The following is a 20,509-nucleotide window of genomic DNA, read 5'->3' as shown; positions in this document are numbered from 1 at the left end:
ATTTTTATGTTATATAAAAAGGCTTCCGCAGAAGCCTTTTTTTCATGATGCAAACTGACTATTGTAAAGCTCGGCATAGAAGCCGCCCTCGGCAAGAAGCTGATCATGGCTGCCCTGCTCGATTATATTACCATGCTTCATAACAAGAATAACGTCGGAATTCTTTATGGTTGACAATCTGTGAGCAATAACAAAGCTTGTACGCCCCTCCATAAGCTTTGTGAACGCTCTTTGTACACGAAGCTCGGTTCGCAGATCAATTGAGCTTGTAGCCTCGTCAAGGATAAGCACAGGCGGATCCATAAGCATAATCCTTGCTATACATATAAGCTGTTTCTGTCCTTGCGAAAGTCCGCAGTCCTCATTGATGACCGTATCATACCCGTCGGGAAGTCTCTTTATAAATCCGTGAGCATATACAGATTTAGCGGCTGCGATGATCTGCTCTCTTGTGGCATCGGGAGCTCCGTAGGCTATATTTTCGGCAACCGTTCCGGTAAATATCCATGTTTCCTGAAGTACCATGCCAAAACAGCTTCGCAGGCTGTCACGGGTAACGTCATTGATATTTCTGCCCGATATCTCGATCCTTCCGCTGTCAATATCATAAAATCTCAGCAGAAGATTGATTATAGTGGACTTGCCGCAGCCCGTCGGACCAACTATTGCTATACGCTGACCGCTTTTAACGTCAAGTGTGAAGTTCTCTATAAGTTTTGTTTCGGAAGAATACGAGAAGAAAACATCCGAAAATCTCAGAGTTCCGTCACAACTGTCAAGAACAGCCTTATCAGAATCATCAGATACTTCTTCTTCATCAAGTACGGCAAAAACTCGCTCCGCAGAGGCTACAGCATTCTGCAGCTCGGCAAAAACTCCTGATATTTCGTTGAAAGGCTTTGTGTACTGGTTTGAATACGCCAGAAAGCTTGAAAGCTTACCAACGGTCATGGCACCGATAACAGGGAACTTTCCCACTACACCGAGAGCACCGAGAAGTCCGACCGCTGCATAAATAAGACCGTTAACAAATCTGGTAGTCGGATTTGTCATGGAACTGAAAAATGTAGCCTTAGCACCGATATCCCCGTAAGCCTTATTTATCACATCGAAACGTGCTTCAGCCCTTTTACCATAAACAAACGCCTTAACTATCTTCTGGTTTCCAGCCATTTCTTCGGCAAGCCCCACCATTTCTCCGCGCAGTTTTGACTGCTTCATGTAAGAATCATGGGACGCCTTTGTGATCTTCGACGCTGCAATAAAGGAGAGAGGCGTCAGGATAACAACAACTATGGCTATTCGGTAATTTATCACCATCATAAAAACAAGCGTTCCGATAATTGTGATTATACCGCTGAAAAACTGGGTAAATCCTTGCAGAAGACCATCTGAGATTATCTCTATATCATTGATCACGCGGCTTGTAAGCTCACCCTTTGTGTGCCCGTCTATATATCTGAGAGGAACACGCTCCAGCTTGCAGAAGATGTCTGATCTGATGTCTCTTATCGTCAAAAAGGCCAATTTGTTTGTGCAAAGACTCATAAGCCACTGAAACAGAGTGCTTGCCACAACCATAGAAGCGAGCAGAGTAATGATCTTCGTCAGTTTATGAAAGTCAACTGCTCCTTTCCCGATACAGCAGTCAACAGCTTCACCGATAAAAACAGGAACTGCAAGAGAAAGCGAAACTCCAAGGGCTGCAAATACAAGCGTCATAATGAAATACTTCATATACGGACCTGCATACGAAAAAACTCTCTTTAAAGTTTTAACCATTATTGCCGCCCCCCTTCTCGTTCATCTGAGACTTATATATCTCATTATATACCTCACAGCCGCGGACTAATTCATCGTGCGTACCTATACCTACCGCCTCGCCCTCGTCCATGACTATTATCTTGTCTGCGTTTTTCAGAGAAGTAGTTCTCTGAGAGATCATTATGACAGTAGTATCCGGCAGGTCTTCGCTCAATGCGCGTCTGAAAGCAAGATCAGTCTTGTAGTCAAGAGCGCTTGTGGAATCGTCGAAAATGACGATATCGGGAGCGCCTACAAGAGCTCTTGCAATAGATATACGCTGCTTCTGTCCGCCCGAGAGATTCTTTCCGCCCTGTGAAAGAACGGTATCAAGCCCGTCAGGAGTGCTGCTCACAAAATCCCATGCCTGCGCTGTTTTTAATGCCGATATTATCTCCTCATCTGTGGCATCCGGAGTTCTCCACTTCATATTATCGCGTATAGTTCCCGAAAAAAGTATAGCCTTCTGGGGAACTGTGCTGATCATGCGCCGAAGCTTTTCATTCTCAATATCATTGACATTTACTCCGAAAACACTGACTGTTCCCTCAGTTGCGCGATAAAAGCAGGGAATAAGGTTGGCAAGTGTGGTCTTTCCGCATCCCGTTCCTCCGATGATCCCGAGCATTTGCCTTTTTTTAACAGAAAAGCTGATATTTCTGAGAGAATAGTCTCCCGCACCTGCATATGAGAACGAAACATCGCGGAATTCTATAACAGCAGCATTATTCTCGCTTATCTCGGTGATAGTTCCATCCTCCTCAGGAAGCAGAGCGAATACCTCACTGATGCGGTTGGCTGAAGCAAACGCTTTTGTAAATATAACAATAAGATTAGCCAGAACCACAAGAGCCAGAAGTATCTGAGTCATATAGTTTGTGAAAGCAGTCAATTCTCCTTGTGTCAGTCCGCCGATATCTATTCTCTTTCCGCCGAACCAGATAACAGCAACGATTCCGAGATTCATTACCATAAACGCCACAGGATTAAGAATAGCTGATATTTTTCCGACTGCGACGGAGTTATCCGAGATATCGTTCACTGCCTCTTTGAACTCATCGATCTCCTCCTGCTGACGCGAAAACGCTCTTATAACTCTTGCTCCCTCGAGGCTTTCACGAGTAAGCAGCGACGCCCTGTCAAGGCACTGCTGAGTTCTTTTGTACATCGGAACTGTCTTTTTCATAATAATAAAGATGACCGCAGAAATAAGCGGAGCAACGATAAAGAATATGAGCGAAAGCTTTACATCGATAGTTACAGCCATAACAGCTGCGCCTATAACAAGAAAAGGCGCTCTGACAGCAAGCCGGATGAACATATTTACTCCGCTCTGAACAGTATTCGTATCGTTTGTAAGTCGGTTCACAAGTGATGCGGTTCCGATCTTGTCAATGCTTTCATATGAAAGCGAATTAATATGTTTATAAAGGTCTGCTCTGAGCTCGGTACCAAAGCCGTATGCACATTTCGCCGCAAAAAACTGGCAGGTAAGAGCGAAACACAAGCCGCTGGCTCCAAGCAAAACAATAAGCCCGCTCATTTTCAGTATATAAGAGCTGTCACTGTTCCCTATTCCATTATCTATTATCTTAGCCATTACAACAGGCACGATAAGCTCAAAAACAGCTTCGAGCAATTTAAAAAAAGGCCCGAGTATAAGTTCTTTTTTGTAGTTTTTCAGATATTTCAATAATCTTCTCATCCGACCGCTTCCGTCCATTAAAATCATTTACACACAGCAACACTCCCTGTCAAAGGGAGTGTTGTGTAATTTTATATTTTAACTCCATTTGCCTGAAGCAGTTTTCTTGCAGACTCTACCGAATCAACACCTTCTGCATTTTTAACAGGTGCGAATTCCTTGTCCCGAACAACTTCATAAGGAAGACAGCTATCCTGCATATGCACCATATCAAGCACAAGAGTCTCAAATTTATATCCGTTTGGAGAATCAGGTTTTACGAGCTCACCGTTATCATTCATAAACGGGATCTTCTTGCTGACAACATGAACAGGCATTTTTCTGTCACATATCTCCTCAAGCTTGTCCACGTTAAAAAGATAATTGAGAATTACTCCGTACTTGTATGCAAGCTCTCTGTTATCATCCAGAAGCGTTCTCATTTCCTCGGTCATTTCGTAATACTCTACTATGGAGGGCATTCCGTCCTCGAGGCACAGAACTCCTACGCGCTCATCAGGAGATACCTTGCTGACGACCTTTCCGCCTGACTGCATCCCCGAATCGATAACAGCACCGATAAAACTCGGATCAGCTATCCTTTGCAGCACGTTATCAACTGCAAATACATTGATCCACTGAACGCCTTTTTCCTTTATCTCATCAAGCAATCCTGCTCTGACAAGTGACGAGAACCAGCCTCCGTTTCCATTGGGTGAAAGCGATATCTTTGAACGGCTTTCCATCAATATTTTACCGTTTGTATCAACAGAAGGAGCCATATCCTGGATAAAAAACCTTATATAAGCAGGATCATATCCGAAATAATTCTTCTCTTTGAAAAATTCCACCGTCTCGCTGTTGTTTTTCTCGCTGGTCATGATATAGAGAGGGACCCATGCACCTGCAAGCTTGACAACATCCATAAGATTATTTATCAGACACTGAAAAATGTACAGTTCCGTATCAACTCCGATATTGAACATACCCTTAGGCTTATCAAATCCGAGTCTTGTGCCCTGACCGCCTGCGAGAAGAACAGCAGCCACCTTTCCTGCTTTTAATGCCTCGACTCCTGTTTGAGTAAATCTGTCACTTTCAGAAGCGATATCTTTGATCGTAACAGCACCGAGAGGTTCAAAACTGCCGCGTTCTCCCCCGCTGTTATGGTCGCCTGCCAGATTTTCAAGCACTGAAAAATCTGTTATTTCGATCTGAGAAAGAAGCTCCTTCTGCTCTGTTTCGTTAAGCTCATCAAAATATTTCAGTACATGTTCCTGGCCGATTTCTGACAGAATACGAAATGCCTTATCGCGATCTATCATAAACTCCTCCTTGATTATGGCAATGCCAATTTACTGAAATATATTATAACATAACATTATATATTAGTCAATGTATAAAAAAATCCGATACTCAAACGAGTATCGGATTTTTGGGGTAATGCTGATTGCATCTGGTCTGAGTGACGGGACTTGAACCCACGGCCTCTACCACCCCAAGGTAGCGCGCTACCAACTGCGCCACACCCAGACGTTTTTGTGTCCTCCGCAATCAACGATATTAATTATATCACCCATAAAGCAATTTGTCAAGGGCTTTTTGAAAAAAATTTCAGATTTTTTTATTTCAATTCCTTTTTCGCCTGTTTTACGCCATTTATTGCTCAAAAAAATTTTTTTAGTTTTTCAATTCTATGGACAAATAATGCTTTATATGGTATAATACTTTTCAGTAAGGAGCTGATCTCATGAAAAAGCATTACAATTATTTCTGCTCGCTTTTTATTTCGGCTGTATTTGCGATCTTTTCTGCTTTCTTTTCGGCAACTGTTGCATTTGCTGCCGAAGAGAAAAAAAGCGAAAGCTTCTCAAAAGGAACTACTGCCCTGATAATGATAGCTGTTTTCATCGCTACCGCTATATGTTCGGCTTTCATTACTTTCAAGGTCAAAAAGAATAAAATCAGCCGTTCAGATGAAACATCATCTGATAATGAAAAAGATAAATAAAAGCAGGAGCAGGTATTATGGATACTGATATTGATCTTTACATTGATTTTATATATCACGGTTTCTACAAGCTCGCAGATATCGAGGAAAGATTTGATGAATACCAGGAAATGGCGACAGAAGCTGCAAAGGATATAGGCGATGACGAGGTCATCCTCTTTGCGATATACGCTTTTGATGAAGATACACAACGCTTTATTTACGCAAACTTCATGCTGAAACGCCTTACACTTGAACATTATGCCCGAGTATGTGAAAGACTTTCAAAATTCTGCAGATTATTCTGCATCGGAAACGGATAGGTGAAAATATGATCATAAAGCATTCGATCTCTGCTTTAGCGTCCGCTGTGCTGCTCTCAGGAGCTGTTGCAGCAGCTGCATATGCAGCAGAAAGTAATAATAAGCCAGTATCAGCCGATTCGGATACTGCCGCAGGAACAACGGTCACATCAACGACATCGACCGCCCCGTCTGACTCAACAACTGAGCCAACAACATTAAAAAAGTATAATATTACATTTCTCGATTTTGACAACAAGCCCCTGACTGTTCTTGAAGTTGAGGAAGGTGATCCGATAGATTATTCCGAAGTAGATATAACCAAGCTTCATAAGCATATCAATGAGTATACGGAGCAGGACTTCTGTGCATGGGATATAAAGCCTGATTTTGCCGATCAGGATTACACCATCCATGCCCTTTCCAAAACAGCTTCCATAACATTCAGCAAGTATCCCGAGAAGCACAGATATTTCTCTGCAAAAGGGAATGTTTCTCTCAACGGTCTCGAAGCTTCGATCAAAATGACTGTCCAGACTCCTCAGAAGGACAAAGATGGCAAATTCATCAATGAAGAAAATATTGTTGATATTTCATCAAGCTGTATCGCCAAACCTAATACTCTTGAAGAAGCTTTTGCTAACGGTGACAAAGCAACTATTACAGTTTATCCGGTCGGAGACCAGAAGCCGCTTTGCAAATTCGATATTATCTGTCATCGGAATCTCGGTGATGTCAACGAAGACGGAAGCATTGATTCTACGGACGCTTCTCTTGTTCTGACCACATATGCTGAAATGGCTGCTTCCAAAGAATTCAAAGTATCAGACAAAGTGCTGAAGCTCTCAGATGTTAATTTAGACGGAAAGCTTGACGCCCGCGACGCATCACATATCCTGAAATACTATGCAGTCTCCTCAACAATAAGTGAAACTATTGATTGGGAGTATTTCTTTGATTACGATAAAATACTCGATTCAAAATAATGATTAATAAGGATGTTTCTATGAACAAAGAATGGTCAGAGCTTAACAGATCAATGCAGGCAAAGCTCAGAAAAAAAAGATACCTACAATAGTGGAATAGATTTACTATTTCATCTTAGAGACCGGCTTACGGAAACATTACTCTCATTCAAAGAAGAATTAGAACGCGATGACTTCAATGTTATTCCATTTATAAATGCTGATGGGTACCACAGCAAAAACATAGCCTATTCACTCTGGCATATATTCCGCATTGAAGATATAGTTGCTCATACTCTTATAAATGACGATGAGCAGATATTTTTCTCGGGGAACTACAAGGATCGTATCAATTCTCCGATAATAACAACAGGTAATGAACTTGTCGGTCAGGATATTGCCGATTTTTCTGCAAAACTCAATATTGATGAACTATATACATACATCGTTGAAGTAAAGAAGAGCACAGAGTCTGTATTGTCAAAACTCCCCTTTGATATGCTGAAAAATAAAATATCTCCTGAGCGGAAAGACCGGCTTATTTCGCTTAATACTGTAAGTACTGACGAAAATGCTGTCTGGCTCATAGATTACTGGTGCGGGAAGGATATACGCGGTCTTATCCAAATGCCATTCTCACGGCATTGGATAATGCATACCGAAGCCTGCCTTCGCATAAAGAATAAACTGAAAAAATCGTGAGACTGCCTGACTTTCGCAAAAAAGTACTGACAGGCAGTTTTTTTGCTGTTTGTAAACTTTTTTCTGTTTTCCTATTGAAATTTCAGGAAAGTTAATGTATAATTATAAAGTAATGCATTTGCGCAAATTCACTATTTTAAAGGAGTGCTTATAATGTACAACGATCTTATGGATTCAATCGGCTTCGTTAAAGGCTATGATCCTGCTGTAGGCGAGGCTATGGGCAAGGAGCTTGCTCGCCAGCAGAGAAATCTCGAGCTCATCGCAAGCGAAAATATCGTTTCCCCTGCTGTTATGGCTGCTATGGGAAGTGTTCTTACAAACAAATATGCTGAGGGATATCCCGGAAAGCGTTACTACGGCGGATGTCAGTGCGTTGACGAGGTAGAGGAAATCGCTATCGAGAGAGCCTGCAAGCTCTTCGGTGCTAAATATGCTAACGTTCAGCCCCATTCAGGTGCTCAGGCTAATACAGCTGTTTACTTTGCAGTTCTTCAGCCCGGTGACACTGTTCTCGGAATGAGCCTTGCTGACGGCGGACACCTTACACACGGCTCACCCGTAAACCTTTCCGGTAAGTACTTCAACTTTGTATCATACGGTCTTGATGACGAGACAGAGACTATCAACTATGATGAGCTTTACAAGCTTGCAAACAAGACTAAGCCGCGTCTTATCGTTGCAGGTGCTTCTGCATATCCCCGCGCTATCGACTTCAAGCGTCTTTCCGAGATAGCAAGAGCAGTCGGAGCACTCCTTATGGTTGATATGGCTCATATCGCAGGTCTTGTTGCTGCAGGCTGCCACGAGTCCCCTGTTCCCTATGCTGATATTGTCACTACTACAACTCACAAGACTCTCCGCGGTCCAAGAGGCGGACTTATCCTTACAAACAACGAGTTCTTGGCTAAGAAGATCAATTCTGCTATCTTCCCCGGAACACAGGGCGGTCCTCTTATGCACACTATTGCTGCTAAGGCTGTATGCTTCGGCGAGGCTCTCAAGCCCGAGTTCAAGGAATATCAGCAGAGAATAGTTGCCAATGCAAAGGCACTGGCTGACGGTCTCCTCAAGAGAGGCTTCAACCTCGTTTCCGGCGGTACAGACAACCACCTCATGCTGGTTGACCTCCGTCCCTTCAACATCACAGGAAAGGAGCTTGAGCGCAGACTGGACGAGGTATATATCACAGTAAACAAGAACGCTATCCACAACGACCCCGAGAAGCCTTTCGTAACAAGCGGTATCAGAATCGGTACTCCTGCTGTTACAACAAGAGGTCTCGGCGTTGAAGAAATGGAAAAGATCGCTGAATACATCTACCTCTGCGCTACAGATTTCGAGAACAAGGCTGATGAGATTCGTGCAGGCGTAAACGCTATCTGCGAGAAGTTCCCTCTTTATAAGTAATCAATAATCATCAAGGGACGGACGAACTGTCCGTCCCCTTATTTTATAGAAATTATTATGCACAGGATATTCGGATCAAAAGAAAACATACAATACTGCGACAGAGAGGGCGCATACGTTATCCCTGTCTGCAATGGAAAGATCGGTGTGATACATACTCCTAAAGGATATTTCTTTGTTGGCGGCGGAATAGAAAATGGCGAATCTCACTCTGATTGCGTAAAAAGAGAAAGTCTTGAAGAAACAGGATATACAGTTTCTGTAAAAGCAAAAGTATGCTCTGCCGAGACATATTGCTTTCACAATGAAATAGGTTATTTTCACCCCGTCCAGACCTATTATACCGGTGAGTTTATCTCAAAAGTATCCTCGCCGACCGAAGATGACCATGAATTCTTGTGGATCAAGTACGAAAACATCAAAGGAAAAATGTTCTGGGAAATGCAGAACTGGGCACTGGATATTGTATACAAACAATACATATTCCGATTATCATAAAACAAGGTATTTAATATGGATCTTCACATTAATTCACTCTATCTTTGCGTAAATGATATGGATAGAGCAATAAAGTTCTATGAGGAACTTTTTGAACAGGAAGTTACTGAAAGAGATGAATTGTACAGCGTTTTTGAAGTAAACGGCTTCCGTCTTGGATTGTTCGCTTATAAACTTACTAACGAAACTCACGAATTTGGAAGCAACTGCATACCGAGTTTCAGCGTTGACGATCTCAAACTTCTTGATGCCAAGCTCAAGGGAAAAGAGATCTGCTTCCCTATAACCCGCATAGGAAATAACTGGGTGGCAGAGTTTGTTGATCCTGAGGGCAATCACATTGAAATGACTGCACCTGCAAAGTAAAATGAAAGGAGAACTGCTATGTCTGCACCATTAGCCGATAAAATACGCCCGAAAACACTTGCTGATGTTGTCGGTCAGGAACACATACTCGCCGATGGAAAGCCGCTTCGACGCATTATCGAAAGCGGAACAGTTCCGAATATGATATTCTATGGTCCGTCGGGCGTGGGCAAGACAACCGTTGCGCGTATTATCGCCGAAAACTGTGGTATGTCGCTGTATAAGCTCAATGGTACAAACGCTTCCCTCTCTGACATCAAGGATGTAGTAGCCGAGATAGGCACATTCGGAAGCGAAAACGGTATACTGCTCTATCTTGACGAGATACAGTACCTGAATAAAAAGCAGCAGCAGAGTCTTCTGGAATACATCGAAAACGGCGAGATAACACTTATTGCTTCGACTACGGAAAACCCGTATTTCGCTGTATATAATGCTGTCATAAGCCGAAGCACTGTTTTTGAGTTCAAGCCTGTTACTGCCGAGCAGCTCATACCTGCGATAAAACGCGCTTTCAGAATCATGTCGGAGGAAAACGGCTATGAAATAGAAGCTTCCGATGACATTATAACCCGTATAGCCTTTAGCTGCGGCGGTGACGTCCGCAAGGCAATGAACACGGCTGAGCTTGCGGTCGTCTGCGGAGAGCCCTCTGACGGTAAAGTAACCATAACCGAAGACTCCCTTGAAGTTCTTGCACAGCGCAGCAATATGCGCTATGACCGAGACGGAGACCAGCATTACGATATTCTGTCAGCCTTTCACAAGTCTGTCCGCGGCTCTGACGAAAACGCCGCACTGCACTATGCTGCGCGTCTGATCGCCGCCGGAGATATTATCTCGCTTTGCAGGCGTATGCTCTGTATTGCGTCAGAAGACGTGGGACTCGCCTACCCTATGGCTGTGCCCATCGTTAAAGCCTGCGTTGACTCGGCATTACAATTAGGACTTCCCGAAGCTAAGCTCCCCATCGCCGAAGCGATAATTTTAATGGCAACAGCACCGAAGTCCAACAGTGCCTGCATGGCTATTGATGCCGCTCTGGACGATCTGAAAAGCTGCGATGCTCTTGATTTTCCAAGGCATCTCCAGAATGTTCACTTTGACGGCAAGGGTGCCAAGGTCGTGGGACAGCATTATCTTTACCCTCATGACTTCCCTAATCACTATGTAAAACAGCAGTACCTCCCCGATGCACTTAAAGACCGCATTTATTATCATTACGGTGAGAATAAACAGGAGCAGTCAGCTTACCAGTACAGACAAAAGCTTCTGAGCGAAGCCGATAAATAAGCAAGTCCGCAGAAATCTGCGGACTTTTTAATAGCAATATACATAAATTAACCACGGTAAACTTGATTTTTTTAGTCTTGACAAAAGGCGTAAAAAATGTTATAGTAATTAAGTAGAATACAATTGTTCATCAGTGGTGGACGATTATCAAAAAATAAGGTGATTTTCTATGGATACCAAATCACAGCTTATCGTTGCCGATGCAAGGATACTCCCCGAGGTCTTCACAAAAGTCCTTGAGGTAAAAAAACTCATGGCACAGAAAGGCGAAAAAAGCTTCGCGTCAGCCTGCAAGCGTATCGGCATTTCAAGAAGTGCTTACTACAAATATAAGGACAGCGTTTTTTCATATGAAGAGCTGTTTAACAGGAAGATCGTCAATATCTATCTGCTCCTCAGTGACAGTCCCGGTATTCTTTCAAGCGCTCTTGTTTTTCTTCATAACCTGAATGCTAATATTTTGACTGTTAATCAGAGTATCCCCGTGGACGGCGCGGCTGCTGTCAATATTTCACTCAGGCTTACCGGCGAGTACGATGAAGAACTCGCTGCACTAAATTCAATTACTGAACTGGACGGCGTTTTAGAGGTCAAGATACTCTCTGCCGAATAGTTTACGGAGGTTTTCTTTTTATGTCAGTTAAATTTGCAGTTTTAGGTCATGGTGTTGTTGGCTCAGGCGTAGTCGAGCTTTTCTATAAGAATAAGAAGATCATCGAGAAGCGCGCAGGCATGGAAATGGATATAAAGTATATCCTCGATCTCAGAGATTTTCCGGACTCTCCTTACGCCGATAAGTTCACCAAAAACTTTGATGATATCCTCAATGATGATGAAGTAGTTTCCGTTGCTGAGTGTATGGGAGGTGTTGAGCCTGCTTTCACATTCGTTAAAGCCTGCCTTGAAAAGGGCAAAAGCGTTTCTACTTCAAACAAGGAGCTTGTTGCAGAAAAAGGCGATATTCTTCTTAAAGCAGCCAAGGAACACAACTGTAACTTCTTCTTTGAAGCAAGCGTCGGCGGAGCTATCCCTATCATCAGACCTCTTCACCGCTGCCTCGCTGCCAATGAGATCACAAAGGTAGCAGGTATCCTTAACGGTACAACAAACTTCATCCTCACAAAGATGTATAATGATAATATGCCTTTTGACGAAGCTCTGAAGCTTGCTCAGGAACTCGGTTACGCCGAGAAGGACCCTACAGCTGATATCGAAGGTCATGACGCCTGCCGCAAGATATGCATTATATCTTCTCTCGTTTTTGGAAAGCACGTTTATCCCAAGAGCGTTTACACAAAGGGAATCAAGGATATTCAGCTCTGTGACGTAGAAGCTTCTGATGTACTCGGCTATTCTATAAAGCTCGTTGCTTCCGTTACAAAGCTCGATAACGGAAATATTCTCCCCTGTGTAATGCCTACGCTTGTTTCCTATGACAACATTATGTCAGGTGTTAATGATGTATTCAATGCGGTTCTCGTCTACGGTGACGGTATAGACCAGACTATGTTCTACGGACGCGGTGCAGGAAAGCTTCCTACTGCAAGTGCTGTTCTGGGTGACGTTATTGAAGCTGTAAAGCACAAGGTAACAGTTTTATCACAGTCATGGGAATCTGCTTCGGACGACTCATTTGTTTCAAAGATCGATGAATTCAGATCACGTTGGTACTTCAGAGTTCCATCAGGCTCAGCAATCGAGGGCGTTGAGGTTTACAACAATGACAACGGTATGTCATTTGTTACTGAGAAGGAGCTTACTTTCGCTCAGGCAGAAGAAAAGGCTAAGGAACTTGGAGCTCTCGCTTGTCTCCCTGTTCTCGAATAATAACCAATACAAGATACTTCCGATATCTTTTGGAAGTATCTTTTTATATAACACAATGAGGAGTTCACTATGGCATCAAGCAAAGATTATCTTAACTTTATACTGGAACAGCTTTCGGAACTGGACGGAATTACATACAGAGCAATGATGGGAGAATTTATTATTTATTATCAGAATAAGATCATCGGAGGCGTATATGATGACAGATTACTCGTCAAAGATGTCAGATCTGCCAGAGAACTGATGCCCGACGCGCCGCTCGAACTGCCGTATGATGGTGCTAAGAAGATGATACTGGTAACAGAAGTTGATGACAAGGATTTTCTAAATAATCTAATCACTTCTGTCTATGAAGAACTGCCTGCTAAGAAGAACAAATAATGCAAAAAGCCCGTGAGAGTCTTCCCACGGGCATATTTTTATCTCTTTACGAAATACTCCTCATACCATACGAGGAATGTATAAATGGTCCAAACCTTACGCCAATTATCAGAATTTCCGCCTACATATTCATCAAATATCGCATTGATCTCATCCAAATCAAAGAACTGAGCTGCCATGTCACTTTTGAACTTTGCGCGTACATCGGCATTGTAGCGCTCGTCTGCAAGCCATATTCTTATCGGCACAATGAAACCGAGCTTCTTTCTGAATGCGATCTCCTCAGGAAGAACCTTTGCTGCAGCTGTTCTGAAAGCTACCTTATTTGTCTCCTCGTTCACCTTATACTTTGAAGGCATACGAGAGGCGATGTCGAATATCCTTCTGTCTGTAAGCGGCATACGGATCTCCAGTCCACAGGCTGTGCTCATCTTGTCGACATTGAGGTAGATATCTCCCTCAAGCCATATCTGGATATCAACATCCGACATCTTTGTGAGAGGATCAAGTCCCTCGGTCTCGTCATATATATACTTTACAAGATTGATCGGAAGCACATCCGGATCATAATGCTTGAGAATACGCTGCTTTTCATCTTCTTTCATTATATTTGTATTGCCTACATAGAAGGTCTTGAGGTTATCGCCATAACGCTCTGCGTTTCTGTACATATTATATCCGCCGAAGAACTCATCAGCTCCCTCGCCCGAATAGCAAAGCTTTGTATGCTCAGCAGTTGCCTTACAGCCAAGAGTGAATACGATAGCTGAAGCATCTCCAAGCGGCTGTTCCATATTATACATTACAAAAGGAACTATATCAAAGAAGTCCTGAGGCTGTATCTTCGCGATGCTATGCTCAACATTGAGCAGCTCAGCTGTCTTTGCAGCGACTCTCGACTCATCAAAACGCTCCTCATCATAACCGCAGGAATCAGCTCTTTTTGCGTCAGACATAGCGAGAACATATGAAGAATCAACTCCGCCTGAAAGGAACGACTCCGCGATCTCATCCTGATCCTTTACTTCTGGGAAGATATTCTTCAGAGTTTCGTGTATCTCATCTGCCCAGTCATCAAGAGACTTGCTGTCGTCCGCATGGAACTCAGGGGTCCAGTAGCGTTCAACAGTAAGCTTTCCGTTTTCAAATTCAAGCCAGTGTCCCGGCATGAGTTTTTTCAGACCTTTAAAGAATGTATCCTCACCGGCTACATATGTGAGGGTCATGTAGATCTGGAGCATATCAACGTTGAGCTCTTTAACAAAGCCCTGCTGTTTCATTATATCTCTTATATAAGTACCGCAGAGCAGCCTGTTATCTGCTGTGATATAATAATAGAAAGGTTTTGTTCCGAACTGATCTCTCAGGCAGAAATACTTGTCCTTTTCTGTATCATAAAGTGAAAATGCGAACATTCCGTAAAAATGATCTGCGAGCTCTTTGCCCCATTTTTCGTAAGCGGCTACAATAATAGCCTTCTCGCGTTCTTCTCTGGTAAGAGTATCATCAATGCCAAGCTCCTTGCAAAGCTCTCTCCAGTTACGGATATGTCCTCTGTAATCGCATATTTTAATCAATTGAACTCACCTCGTAAAGAATTGCTTATATTTCCTCATAGTTCTGCGGACGGTTCATGAGCGCGCCGAGAGCAAGTCTTACGTCTCCGCCGTTGAAAAGCACCTCATTGAGCTGCTCCGTTATAGGCATTTCAACGCCAAGGCGCTTGGCAAGATCATATGCAGCCTTGCAGCAGAAGTAACCTTCTACAGTGCCCACACGCTCGACAGCTTCCTCGGGAGAAACTCCCTGTCCGATAAGTATGCCCGCGCGCCTGTTACGGCTGTGCATACTTGTGCAGGTAACTATAAGATCACCTATTCCTGTAAGACCACTGAATGTGGCGATATTAGCTCCACAGGCTTTGCCAAGGCGAGCGATCTCATGTATGCCTCTTGTCATAAGCGCCGCCTTTGTGTTATCACCGTAGCCAAGACCGTCACATATGCCCACACACAGTGCTATTATATTCTTCAGAGCTCCGCCTATCTCACAGCCCTTTACATCATCATTAAGGTATATCCTGAGATAGCTGTTTCCGAATTCCCTCTGTACCAACTCAGCCGCATCATGATTTTCAGAAGCCGCAACTATTGTTGTCGGAACGCATCTTGCAAGCTCCTCTGCGTGTGAAGGACCTGAAAGGACTACAAGCTTATCCGTATGTATCTCTTCCTTTATGACCTCGCTGAGAGTCTTGAGACTTCCCTCTTCGAGACCCTTACCTGTGTTTACGATAACCATATTATCATCAACATAAGGAGCAGCTGCCTTTGCCACATCCCTAACAAATGATGACGGTATACCGAATATAAGCACCTCGCAGCCCTTTATACATGAAATATCACTGGTCATTGCAATGCTTTCCGATACAGGTACTCCCGGTAGCTTCTGAACGTGCTCACCGTGAGAACGGATATCATCTATCTCCGACTGGAATTTCGACCACACCGTAACATCGTGTCCGCAGTGCTCAGCCATTATAGCAAGACTGAGTCCGAAACCGCCTGAACCAAGTATAACGATCTTTGCCATAACATTCTACTCCTTCCGCATTGAGCCTCAGTTTATATTTATGGTCTTGAATGAGAATTTATTCTCATTTCCGTCAAGAAGTCTCTGGATATTGGAACGATGCATCCAGATGACCATAGCCGCCATTGGCAGCGACATTATCAGATACAAAAAGCTTCTTCCGAACGAATATCCATCGATAAGCCACGACATAAGTAAAGTTGCAAGCGGACAATATGCTGTTGAAATGATAGAAGCAAGTGAAACATATTTTGAAAGTGCAAGTATTACTGCAAAAATCGCGAGAAGTGCCAGAAATACCTTATAGTCTACAGCAAGGAATGAAGCTGCTCCTACAAGCACACCTTTTCCGCCTTTGAAACTGTAGTATATCGGAAAAACGTGTCCGAGAATAGCAAAAAAGCCAGCGATATATCCGATGTAATGAGTATCATTACCCGGCATAAGTCCCGCATGAAGCAAGTGACAGAGACCTCTCGCAAGAGCAACAGCGATTATTCCTTTCAGGAGATCACCGAGAAGTGTAAAGAGAGCACAGCTCTTGCCTGCACATCTGAGCGTATTGGTCAGACCTGCATTCTTGCTTCCCATATCACGGATATCGCGTCCTGTCATCATTCTTACAACTATGATGGAGAAATTAAGACTGCCGAGAAAATAACCAAGCCCTGCAGCAGCGATGATAGCAAGAAAAACTTTCATTATTTATCATTTCCTCCCCTCTCACGAACTATAAAACGAACAGGAGTGCCTTCAAGTCCGAATGTAGAACGGATCTGGTTCTCAATATATCTTCTGTATGAAAAATGGAAAAGATCTGCTCTGTTAACGAATGTAACGAATGTAGGCGGCTTTGTAGAAGGCTGAGTCATATAATATATCTTCAGTCTCCTGCCCTTATCCGAAGGCGGCTGAACTCTTGTGGTAGCATAGGCAAGCACATCGTTCAGCATACCTGTTGAGATACGCATACTGTTCTGCTCATAGGTATACTTTATAAGCTCATAAAGCTTATTGATGCGCTGTCCCGTTTTGGCGGATATGAATACAAAGGGAACGTATGACATGAAGCTGAAATCATTCTCCAGCTTTGTTCTGTACTCCTGCATGGTCTTGTCATCTTTTTCGATAAGGTCCCACTTGTTAACAGCAACTACGCAGGCTTTTCCCTGTTCATGAGCGTAACCTGCTACCTTTGAATCCTGCTCTGTAAAGCCCTCGGCTGCATCAAGCATTATTACGCAGACATCTGCACGATCAACAGCCATATAAGCCCTCAGAACGCTGTAATGCTCAACTTTTTCAGTTACTTTAGACTTTTTTCGTATACCTGCTGTATCAATGAACACAAACTTTCCGTATTCATTTTCGATAACTGTATCCGTTGAGTCACGGGTAGTTCCTGCAATATCGGAAACTATCACTCTCTCCTCGCCTGCTATCTTGTTGATGAGGGAAGACTTTCCTGCATTTGGCTTTCCAATGACAGCGACCTTAATATGATCCTCATCATATTCTGCCTCCTCGCTGTCGGGAAGGCTTTCGTAGACCTTGTCCAGCATATCACCTGTTCCATGGCCATGAACAGAAGATATGGGGTAAGGATCGCCAAGTCCAAGATTATAAAACTCATAAAGCTCCATAGGCGGATCACCAAGGTTGTCTACCTTGTTTACCGCAAGAACAATCGGCTTTCCGCTTTTCAGAAGCATCTGGGCAACTGCATAATCATCAGCTGTCACTCCGCATCTGATATCTGTAACAAAGACAATAACGTCTGCTTTTTCAATTGCAAGCTCAGACTGCCTTCTCATCTGAGCAAGGATGACATCATTACTATCGGGTTCGATACCGCCTGTATCTACAACCATGAATTCTTTACCGCGCCACTCACACTTAGAGTAGATACGGTCTCTGGTTACACCGGGAGTATCCTCCACAATGGAAAGGCGCTGGCCTATAAGTTTGTTGAAAAGGGTGGACTTTCCTACATTAGGACGTCCGACTACTGCAACTATCGGTAAAGGCATATTCTATTCCCCTTTCTATATTTTGATTTAACTTATTATATCAAGAAGCTGTTCAACTTCGTATGATCGTGAATTATTTGAACTGATCCCTGAACATCAGTATGTTATACCCATTATTGCGTCAAGAAGCTCATATCCGTCGCTGTTAGTGGAAGTAAGCTTAACATTAAGTTCCTTCTCCACATCAGATACTGTAAGATCGTCAAGGAATACATCCGAATCCCTTCTCAGCATTGCAGAAGAAATGAGAAGCTCGTCCCCAAGGTCCTTTCCTTTCAGCTGAGCAATAAGATCCTGAGCAGTTATCAGCCCCGTAACCGTTATAGTTTCGCCAAAGAAATCATTTCTTATACGATAAACATCGCACTTTAACTGTGAAAATCTGTTTTCAGCCTTTTTAGCAAGACTGCTGATGGTAGAAAACGGAGAATAGCCGGTAGCAATGGAAACATGGCGCTCGCCGCCTTCCCATTCGGCCATATCCAGAGCCTTATCGAATTCATCGATAAGCGATCTGAGCATTCCGACGCCGTTTTCATACTGAGAGAAGTCCTCATAAGCCTCCATAGGAGGAAGCTCACGCTCAGCTATCAGATAGAATTCGTCTGACGGAAAGACAGTTCTTGTACCAAATTTTTCGAGGAACACCTGCTGGAATTCTTCGATTATATCGATAGTTTCGCCTGCTGTTTCCTTAGTAAAGCCGACGAGGGGATAAAGTCCCTTTCTGAACTTTGTAAGTCCTACGGGCACAACAGCCATACTTGTGATGTTTGGCATAAGTGTACCCAGATCAGTAAGAGATCTCCGTAATTCATCGCCGTCATTAAGTCCCGGACAGCATACTATCTGACAATTAAGCTTAATACCGCTTTCGGCAAGCTGCCAGATATACTTCAGCTTCTCACCTGCAAAGCGATTGTGCATCATTTTGACTCTGAGTTCAGGATTTGTGGTATGGACAGAAACATTGATATTCAGCTTCATCTCAATTATTCTGTCTATATCCTCCTGATGAAGATTGGTCAGGGTAACATAATTTCCCTGCAAAAACGAAAGACGTGCATCGTCGTCTTTAAAATAAAGAGTTTCTCTCATCCCGGGCGGCATCTGATCTATAAAACAGAAAACGCACTTATTACTGCATGACTGTTTGCTGTCCATAAGGAAAGTCTCAAATTCAAGCCCGAGATCGTCGTATTCGTCCTTACTGATATCCAGATTAATTGTTTCGTTTCCGCGCAGCAATTCAAGAGAAACTTCAGTATCGGCAGCATAATACATATAGTCAAGGACATCTTTTATACCATGACCATTAATTTTAACGAGTATATCGTCTTTTTTTACTCCGCATTTGTCTGACGGAGAGCCATGCATAACGCTGTTGATCTTAACCATAATATTACTCCAAATACTTAAAAAGGAGAGAAGGATCTCTCCTCCTCTCCTTCTCTTTTATCGGATCAAGCCGATTATTCAGCGTCGATCTTAAGGACCTCAACGCCCTTATAGAATCCGCAGTTTTTGCAAACCTTGTGCGGAGCCTTATATGCGCCGCAGTTATCACACTTGGACATTGCGGGTGCTTCAAGCTTCCAAACTGCAGAACGTCTCTTGTCACGTCTTGCCTTGGAAGTTTTTCTCTTCGGTACAGCCATTCTGGCACCTCCTTACAGAGCTTCACAGCTCATTATTATTAAGATGATCGCACTGCATTTCATTAAGATCACAGCCGCATACCATACAAAGTCCCTTACAGTCTTCTCTGCAGAGAACCTTTGTAGGTAGGCTGAGAAGCATATCAGTCAGTGCAATTTCATTCACTTCAATGCTCTCACCGTCAGCGACGATATAGTCGTCGTTATCGCTGTTGCTGACGGAAGGAACAACAATATGTTCAAAGCTGAGATCATAGTTCTTTGAAAACTCCTTCAAGCACCTGTCACAGGTGTGGAGCATTTCAAACGAAGCGGAATATTCAAGATAAACGACTCCCGCACGGTTATAGAACTTTCCATCAAGACTTACTGGAGTACTGAAAGAAAAGCCTTTCACTCCCTCAAGTTCATCAATGCCGATCTCATAGCCGAATTTCTTTGATTCTCCAACGATATCAAATATCTGTTTTAAATTGATCTTCATATTATAATCCTTCAGAGCACCATAAGATATATTATACACCAGATGACAAGATATGTCAATAGTTAGGTGTAAATTTTTTCGGTTTTAAGACTAAATTACTTGATAAACTGCTTAACGCTCTCAGGAAGCTCAGAATCATCAGCAGAAACTGTGAATACAACAGTTGCTTCCTCACCTGTGAGCTTGTCGAGCTTCTCAAAGAGGTTGCCGAGTACATCGTAATCGCGGCCAACTATCTTGAGGATTCCGTCAACAAAAACGTCCTTGATATCGTAATTGCCTGCGAGCATACCTGCAACGAAGCCGTAGAATGCGTCTGCACCCTCGATAGCAAAGCTCTCTGTATCGCACCATCTAACTCTGAAGCTGATAGAACGTCTGATATTATCGCCCTTTTCGATGCAAACGAGGTTGCCGTTTGTTGACTTTACAGCATCGTTGATCTGGTCGATGAGTATCTTTGTCTTACCTGTGCCTTTTTTTCCTGTAATAAGTTTAATCATAATTTACTCCTTCCATGCCTT

At 43.2% G+C, this 20,509-nt stretch carries 21 protein-coding genes and 1 tRNA gene; 10 read left to right on the top strand and 12 right to left on the bottom strand.

Going from position 1 to position 20,509, the window contains the following annotated elements; all coding sequences use genetic code 11:
* Positions 1–42: 42 nt before the first annotated feature.
* From DSZ37_RS00305 to DSZ37_RS00290, 4 genes are all read right to left on the bottom strand, one after another.
* Entirely contained in the window at positions 43–1,782 is a 1,740-nt protein-coding gene (locus DSZ37_RS00305) for an ABC transporter ATP-binding protein (protein WP_109724992.1), read from the bottom strand.
* Positions 1,775–3,508, bottom strand: coding sequence for an ABC transporter ATP-binding protein (locus tag DSZ37_RS00300; protein WP_109724991.1), 1,734 nt, complete (start codon positions 3,506–3,508; stop codon positions 1,775–1,777). The genes DSZ37_RS00305 and DSZ37_RS00300 overlap by 8 nt, the downstream gene beginning before the upstream one ends.
* Before the next feature lie 71 nt (positions 3,509–3,579).
* Positions 3,580–4,812 carry a UTP--glucose-1-phosphate uridylyltransferase gene (locus DSZ37_RS00295; protein ID WP_109724990.1) on the bottom strand — a complete coding sequence of 411 codons (1,233 nt, stop codon included), beginning with the start codon at positions 4,810–4,812 and terminating at the stop codon, positions 3,580–3,582.
* Positions 4,813–4,944: 132 nt separating this feature from the next.
* Positions 4,945–5,020, bottom strand: a tRNA-Pro gene (locus tag DSZ37_RS00290).
* Between the two features lie 217 nt (positions 5,021–5,237).
* Between DSZ37_RS00290 and DSZ37_RS00285 the strand changes: the two genes are divergently transcribed.
* From DSZ37_RS00285 to DSZ37_RS00235, 10 genes are all read left to right on the top strand, one after another.
* Positions 5,238–5,498 carry a hypothetical protein gene (locus DSZ37_RS00285; RefSeq protein ID WP_109724989.1) on the top strand — a complete coding sequence of 87 codons (261 nt, stop codon included), beginning with the start codon at positions 5,238–5,240 and terminating at the stop codon, positions 5,496–5,498.
* Between the two features lie 17 nt (positions 5,499–5,515).
* On the top strand, positions 5,516–5,800 hold the full coding sequence (locus tag DSZ37_RS00280; RefSeq protein ID WP_109724988.1) for a hypothetical protein: 285 nt from the start codon (positions 5,516–5,518) through the stop codon (positions 5,798–5,800).
* 8 nt (positions 5,801–5,808) lie between these two features.
* Positions 5,809–6,765 (top strand): dockerin type I domain-containing protein, encoded by a 957-nt coding sequence (locus DSZ37_RS00275; RefSeq protein WP_109724987.1) that lies wholly within the window; start codon positions 5,809–5,811, stop codon positions 6,763–6,765.
* 834 nt (positions 6,766–7,599) lie between these two features.
* A complete protein-coding gene (glyA, locus tag DSZ37_RS00265; protein WP_109724986.1) occupies positions 7,600–8,856 on the top strand; it encodes a serine hydroxymethyltransferase in 1,257 nt (418 codons plus the stop codon).
* A gap of 57 nt (positions 8,857–8,913) precedes the next feature.
* Positions 8,914–9,354: an NUDIX domain-containing protein gene (locus tag DSZ37_RS00260; RefSeq protein ID WP_109724985.1), complete on the top strand. Its 441-nt coding sequence runs from the start codon at positions 8,914–8,916 to the stop codon at positions 9,352–9,354.
* A 15-nt stretch (positions 9,355–9,369) separates the two neighbouring features.
* Positions 9,370–9,720, top strand: a complete 351-nt coding sequence (locus tag DSZ37_RS00255; protein ID WP_109724984.1) for a VOC family protein — start codon at positions 9,370–9,372, stop codon at positions 9,718–9,720.
* 18 nt (positions 9,721–9,738) lie between these two features.
* Complete coding sequence (locus tag DSZ37_RS00250; RefSeq protein ID WP_109724983.1) at positions 9,739–11,013, top strand: replication-associated recombination protein A; 1,275 nt, start codon at positions 9,739–9,741, stop codon at positions 11,011–11,013.
* 169 nt (positions 11,014–11,182) lie between these two features.
* Positions 11,183–11,626 carry an ACT domain-containing protein gene (locus DSZ37_RS00245; RefSeq protein WP_109724982.1) on the top strand — a complete coding sequence of 148 codons (444 nt, stop codon included), beginning with the start codon at positions 11,183–11,185 and terminating at the stop codon, positions 11,624–11,626.
* Between the two features lie 20 nt (positions 11,627–11,646).
* Positions 11,647–12,840, top strand: a complete 1,194-nt coding sequence (locus DSZ37_RS00240; protein ID WP_109724981.1) for a homoserine dehydrogenase — start codon at positions 11,647–11,649, stop codon at positions 12,838–12,840.
* A 69-nt stretch (positions 12,841–12,909) separates the two neighbouring features.
* Positions 12,910–13,221, top strand: coding sequence for a TfoX/Sxy family protein (locus DSZ37_RS00235; RefSeq protein WP_109724980.1), 312 nt, complete (start codon positions 12,910–12,912; stop codon positions 13,219–13,221).
* 38 nt (positions 13,222–13,259) lie between these two features.
* On the opposite strand, the gene DSZ37_RS00230 is transcribed toward DSZ37_RS00235, so the two are convergent.
* The 8 genes from DSZ37_RS00230 to DSZ37_RS00195 form a co-directional block, all read right to left on the bottom strand.
* Complete coding sequence (locus tag DSZ37_RS00230; RefSeq protein ID WP_109724979.1) at positions 13,260–14,798, bottom strand: asparagine synthetase B family protein; 1,539 nt, start codon at positions 14,796–14,798, stop codon at positions 13,260–13,262.
* A 25-nt stretch (positions 14,799–14,823) separates the two neighbouring features.
* Entirely contained in the window at positions 14,824–15,813 is a 990-nt protein-coding gene (locus tag DSZ37_RS00225; protein WP_109724978.1) for an NAD(P)H-dependent glycerol-3-phosphate dehydrogenase, read from the bottom strand.
* A gap of 27 nt (positions 15,814–15,840) precedes the next feature.
* Positions 15,841–16,515 carry a glycerol-3-phosphate 1-O-acyltransferase PlsY gene (plsY, locus tag DSZ37_RS00220; RefSeq protein WP_109724977.1) on the bottom strand — a complete coding sequence of 225 codons (675 nt, stop codon included), beginning with the start codon at positions 16,513–16,515 and terminating at the stop codon, positions 15,841–15,843.
* Positions 16,515–17,843, bottom strand: coding sequence for a ribosome biogenesis GTPase Der (gene der / locus DSZ37_RS00215; RefSeq protein ID WP_028520601.1), 1,329 nt, complete (start codon positions 17,841–17,843; stop codon positions 16,515–16,517). The genes plsY and der overlap by 1 nt, the downstream gene beginning before the upstream one ends.
* A gap of 96 nt (positions 17,844–17,939) precedes the next feature.
* Positions 17,940–19,241: a DUF512 domain-containing protein gene (locus tag DSZ37_RS00210; RefSeq protein ID WP_109724976.1), complete on the bottom strand. Its 1,302-nt coding sequence runs from the start codon at positions 19,239–19,241 to the stop codon at positions 17,940–17,942.
* 74 nt (positions 19,242–19,315) lie between these two features.
* Complete coding sequence (gene rpmF, locus DSZ37_RS00205; RefSeq protein WP_019678749.1) at positions 19,316–19,501, bottom strand: 50S ribosomal protein L32; 186 nt, start codon at positions 19,499–19,501, stop codon at positions 19,316–19,318.
* A gap of 22 nt (positions 19,502–19,523) precedes the next feature.
* A complete protein-coding gene (locus DSZ37_RS00200; RefSeq protein WP_109724975.1) occupies positions 19,524–19,985 on the bottom strand; it encodes a YceD family protein in 462 nt (153 codons plus the stop codon).
* Positions 19,986–20,080: 95 nt separating this feature from the next.
* On the bottom strand, positions 20,081–20,488 hold the full coding sequence (locus tag DSZ37_RS00195) for a hypothetical protein (protein ID WP_109724974.1): 408 nt from the start codon (positions 20,486–20,488) through the stop codon (positions 20,081–20,083).
* Between the last annotated feature and the right edge of the window lie 21 nt (positions 20,489–20,509).

This window comes from Ruminococcus flavefaciens (genome assembly GCF_900116855.1).
Lineage (GTDB): Bacteria > Bacillota > Clostridia > Oscillospirales > Ruminococcaceae > Ruminococcus > Ruminococcus flavefaciens_R.
The sequence above is the reverse complement of the archived record's forward strand: the minus strand, read 5'-3'. Positions and strand labels throughout refer to the sequence as shown.

Bases quoted from the DNA above. Each gene is read 5' to 3' on its own strand.
- rpmF (WP_019678749.1), bottom strand. From the start codon at position 19,501: ATGGCTGTACCGAAGAGAAAAACTTCCAAGGCAAGACGTGACAAGAGA.
- DSZ37_RS00210 (WP_109724976.1), bottom strand. From the start codon at position 19,241: ATGGTTAAGATCAACAGCGTTATGCATGGCTCTCCGTCAGACAAATGC.
- der (WP_028520601.1), bottom strand. From the start codon at position 17,843: ATGCCTTTACCGATAGTTGCAGTAGTCGGACGTCCTAATGTAGGAAAG.
- DSZ37_RS00285 (WP_109724989.1), top strand. From the start codon at position 5,238: ATGAAAAAGCATTACAATTATTTCTGCTCGCTTTTTATTTCGGCTGTA.
- DSZ37_RS00280 (WP_109724988.1), top strand. From the start codon at position 5,516: ATGGATACTGATATTGATCTTTACATTGATTTTATATATCACGGTTTC.
- DSZ37_RS00300 (WP_109724991.1), bottom strand. From the start codon at position 3,508: ATGAGAAGATTATTGAAATATCTGAAAAACTACAAAAAAGAACTTATA.
- DSZ37_RS00260 (WP_109724985.1), top strand. From the start codon at position 8,914: ATGCACAGGATATTCGGATCAAAAGAAAACATACAATACTGCGACAGA.
- DSZ37_RS00275 (WP_109724987.1), top strand. From the start codon at position 5,809: ATGATCATAAAGCATTCGATCTCTGCTTTAGCGTCCGCTGTGCTGCTC.
- plsY (WP_109724977.1), bottom strand. From the start codon at position 16,515: ATGAAAGTTTTTCTTGCTATCATCGCTGCTGCAGGGCTTGGTTATTTT.
- DSZ37_RS00255 (WP_109724984.1), top strand. From the start codon at position 9,370: ATGGATCTTCACATTAATTCACTCTATCTTTGCGTAAATGATATGGAT.
- DSZ37_RS00200 (WP_109724975.1), bottom strand. From the start codon at position 19,985: ATGAAGATCAATTTAAAACAGATATTTGATATCGTTGGAGAATCAAAG.
- DSZ37_RS00195 (WP_109724974.1), bottom strand. From the start codon at position 20,488: ATGATTAAACTTATTACAGGAAAAAAAGGCACAGGTAAGACAAAGATA.
- DSZ37_RS00245 (WP_109724982.1), top strand. From the start codon at position 11,183: ATGGATACCAAATCACAGCTTATCGTTGCCGATGCAAGGATACTCCCC.
- DSZ37_RS00295 (WP_109724990.1), bottom strand. From the start codon at position 4,812: ATGATAGATCGCGATAAGGCATTTCGTATTCTGTCAGAAATCGGCCAG.
- DSZ37_RS00250 (WP_109724983.1), top strand. From the start codon at position 9,739: ATGTCTGCACCATTAGCCGATAAAATACGCCCGAAAACACTTGCTGAT.
- DSZ37_RS00305 (WP_109724992.1), bottom strand. From the start codon at position 1,782: ATGGTTAAAACTTTAAAGAGAGTTTTTTCGTATGCAGGTCCGTATATG.
- DSZ37_RS00240 (WP_109724981.1), top strand. From the start codon at position 11,647: ATGTCAGTTAAATTTGCAGTTTTAGGTCATGGTGTTGTTGGCTCAGGC.
- DSZ37_RS00225 (WP_109724978.1), bottom strand. From the start codon at position 15,813: ATGGCAAAGATCGTTATACTTGGTTCAGGCGGTTTCGGACTCAGTCTT.
- DSZ37_RS00235 (WP_109724980.1), top strand. From the start codon at position 12,910: ATGGCATCAAGCAAAGATTATCTTAACTTTATACTGGAACAGCTTTCG.
- glyA (WP_109724986.1), top strand. From the start codon at position 7,600: ATGTACAACGATCTTATGGATTCAATCGGCTTCGTTAAAGGCTATGAT.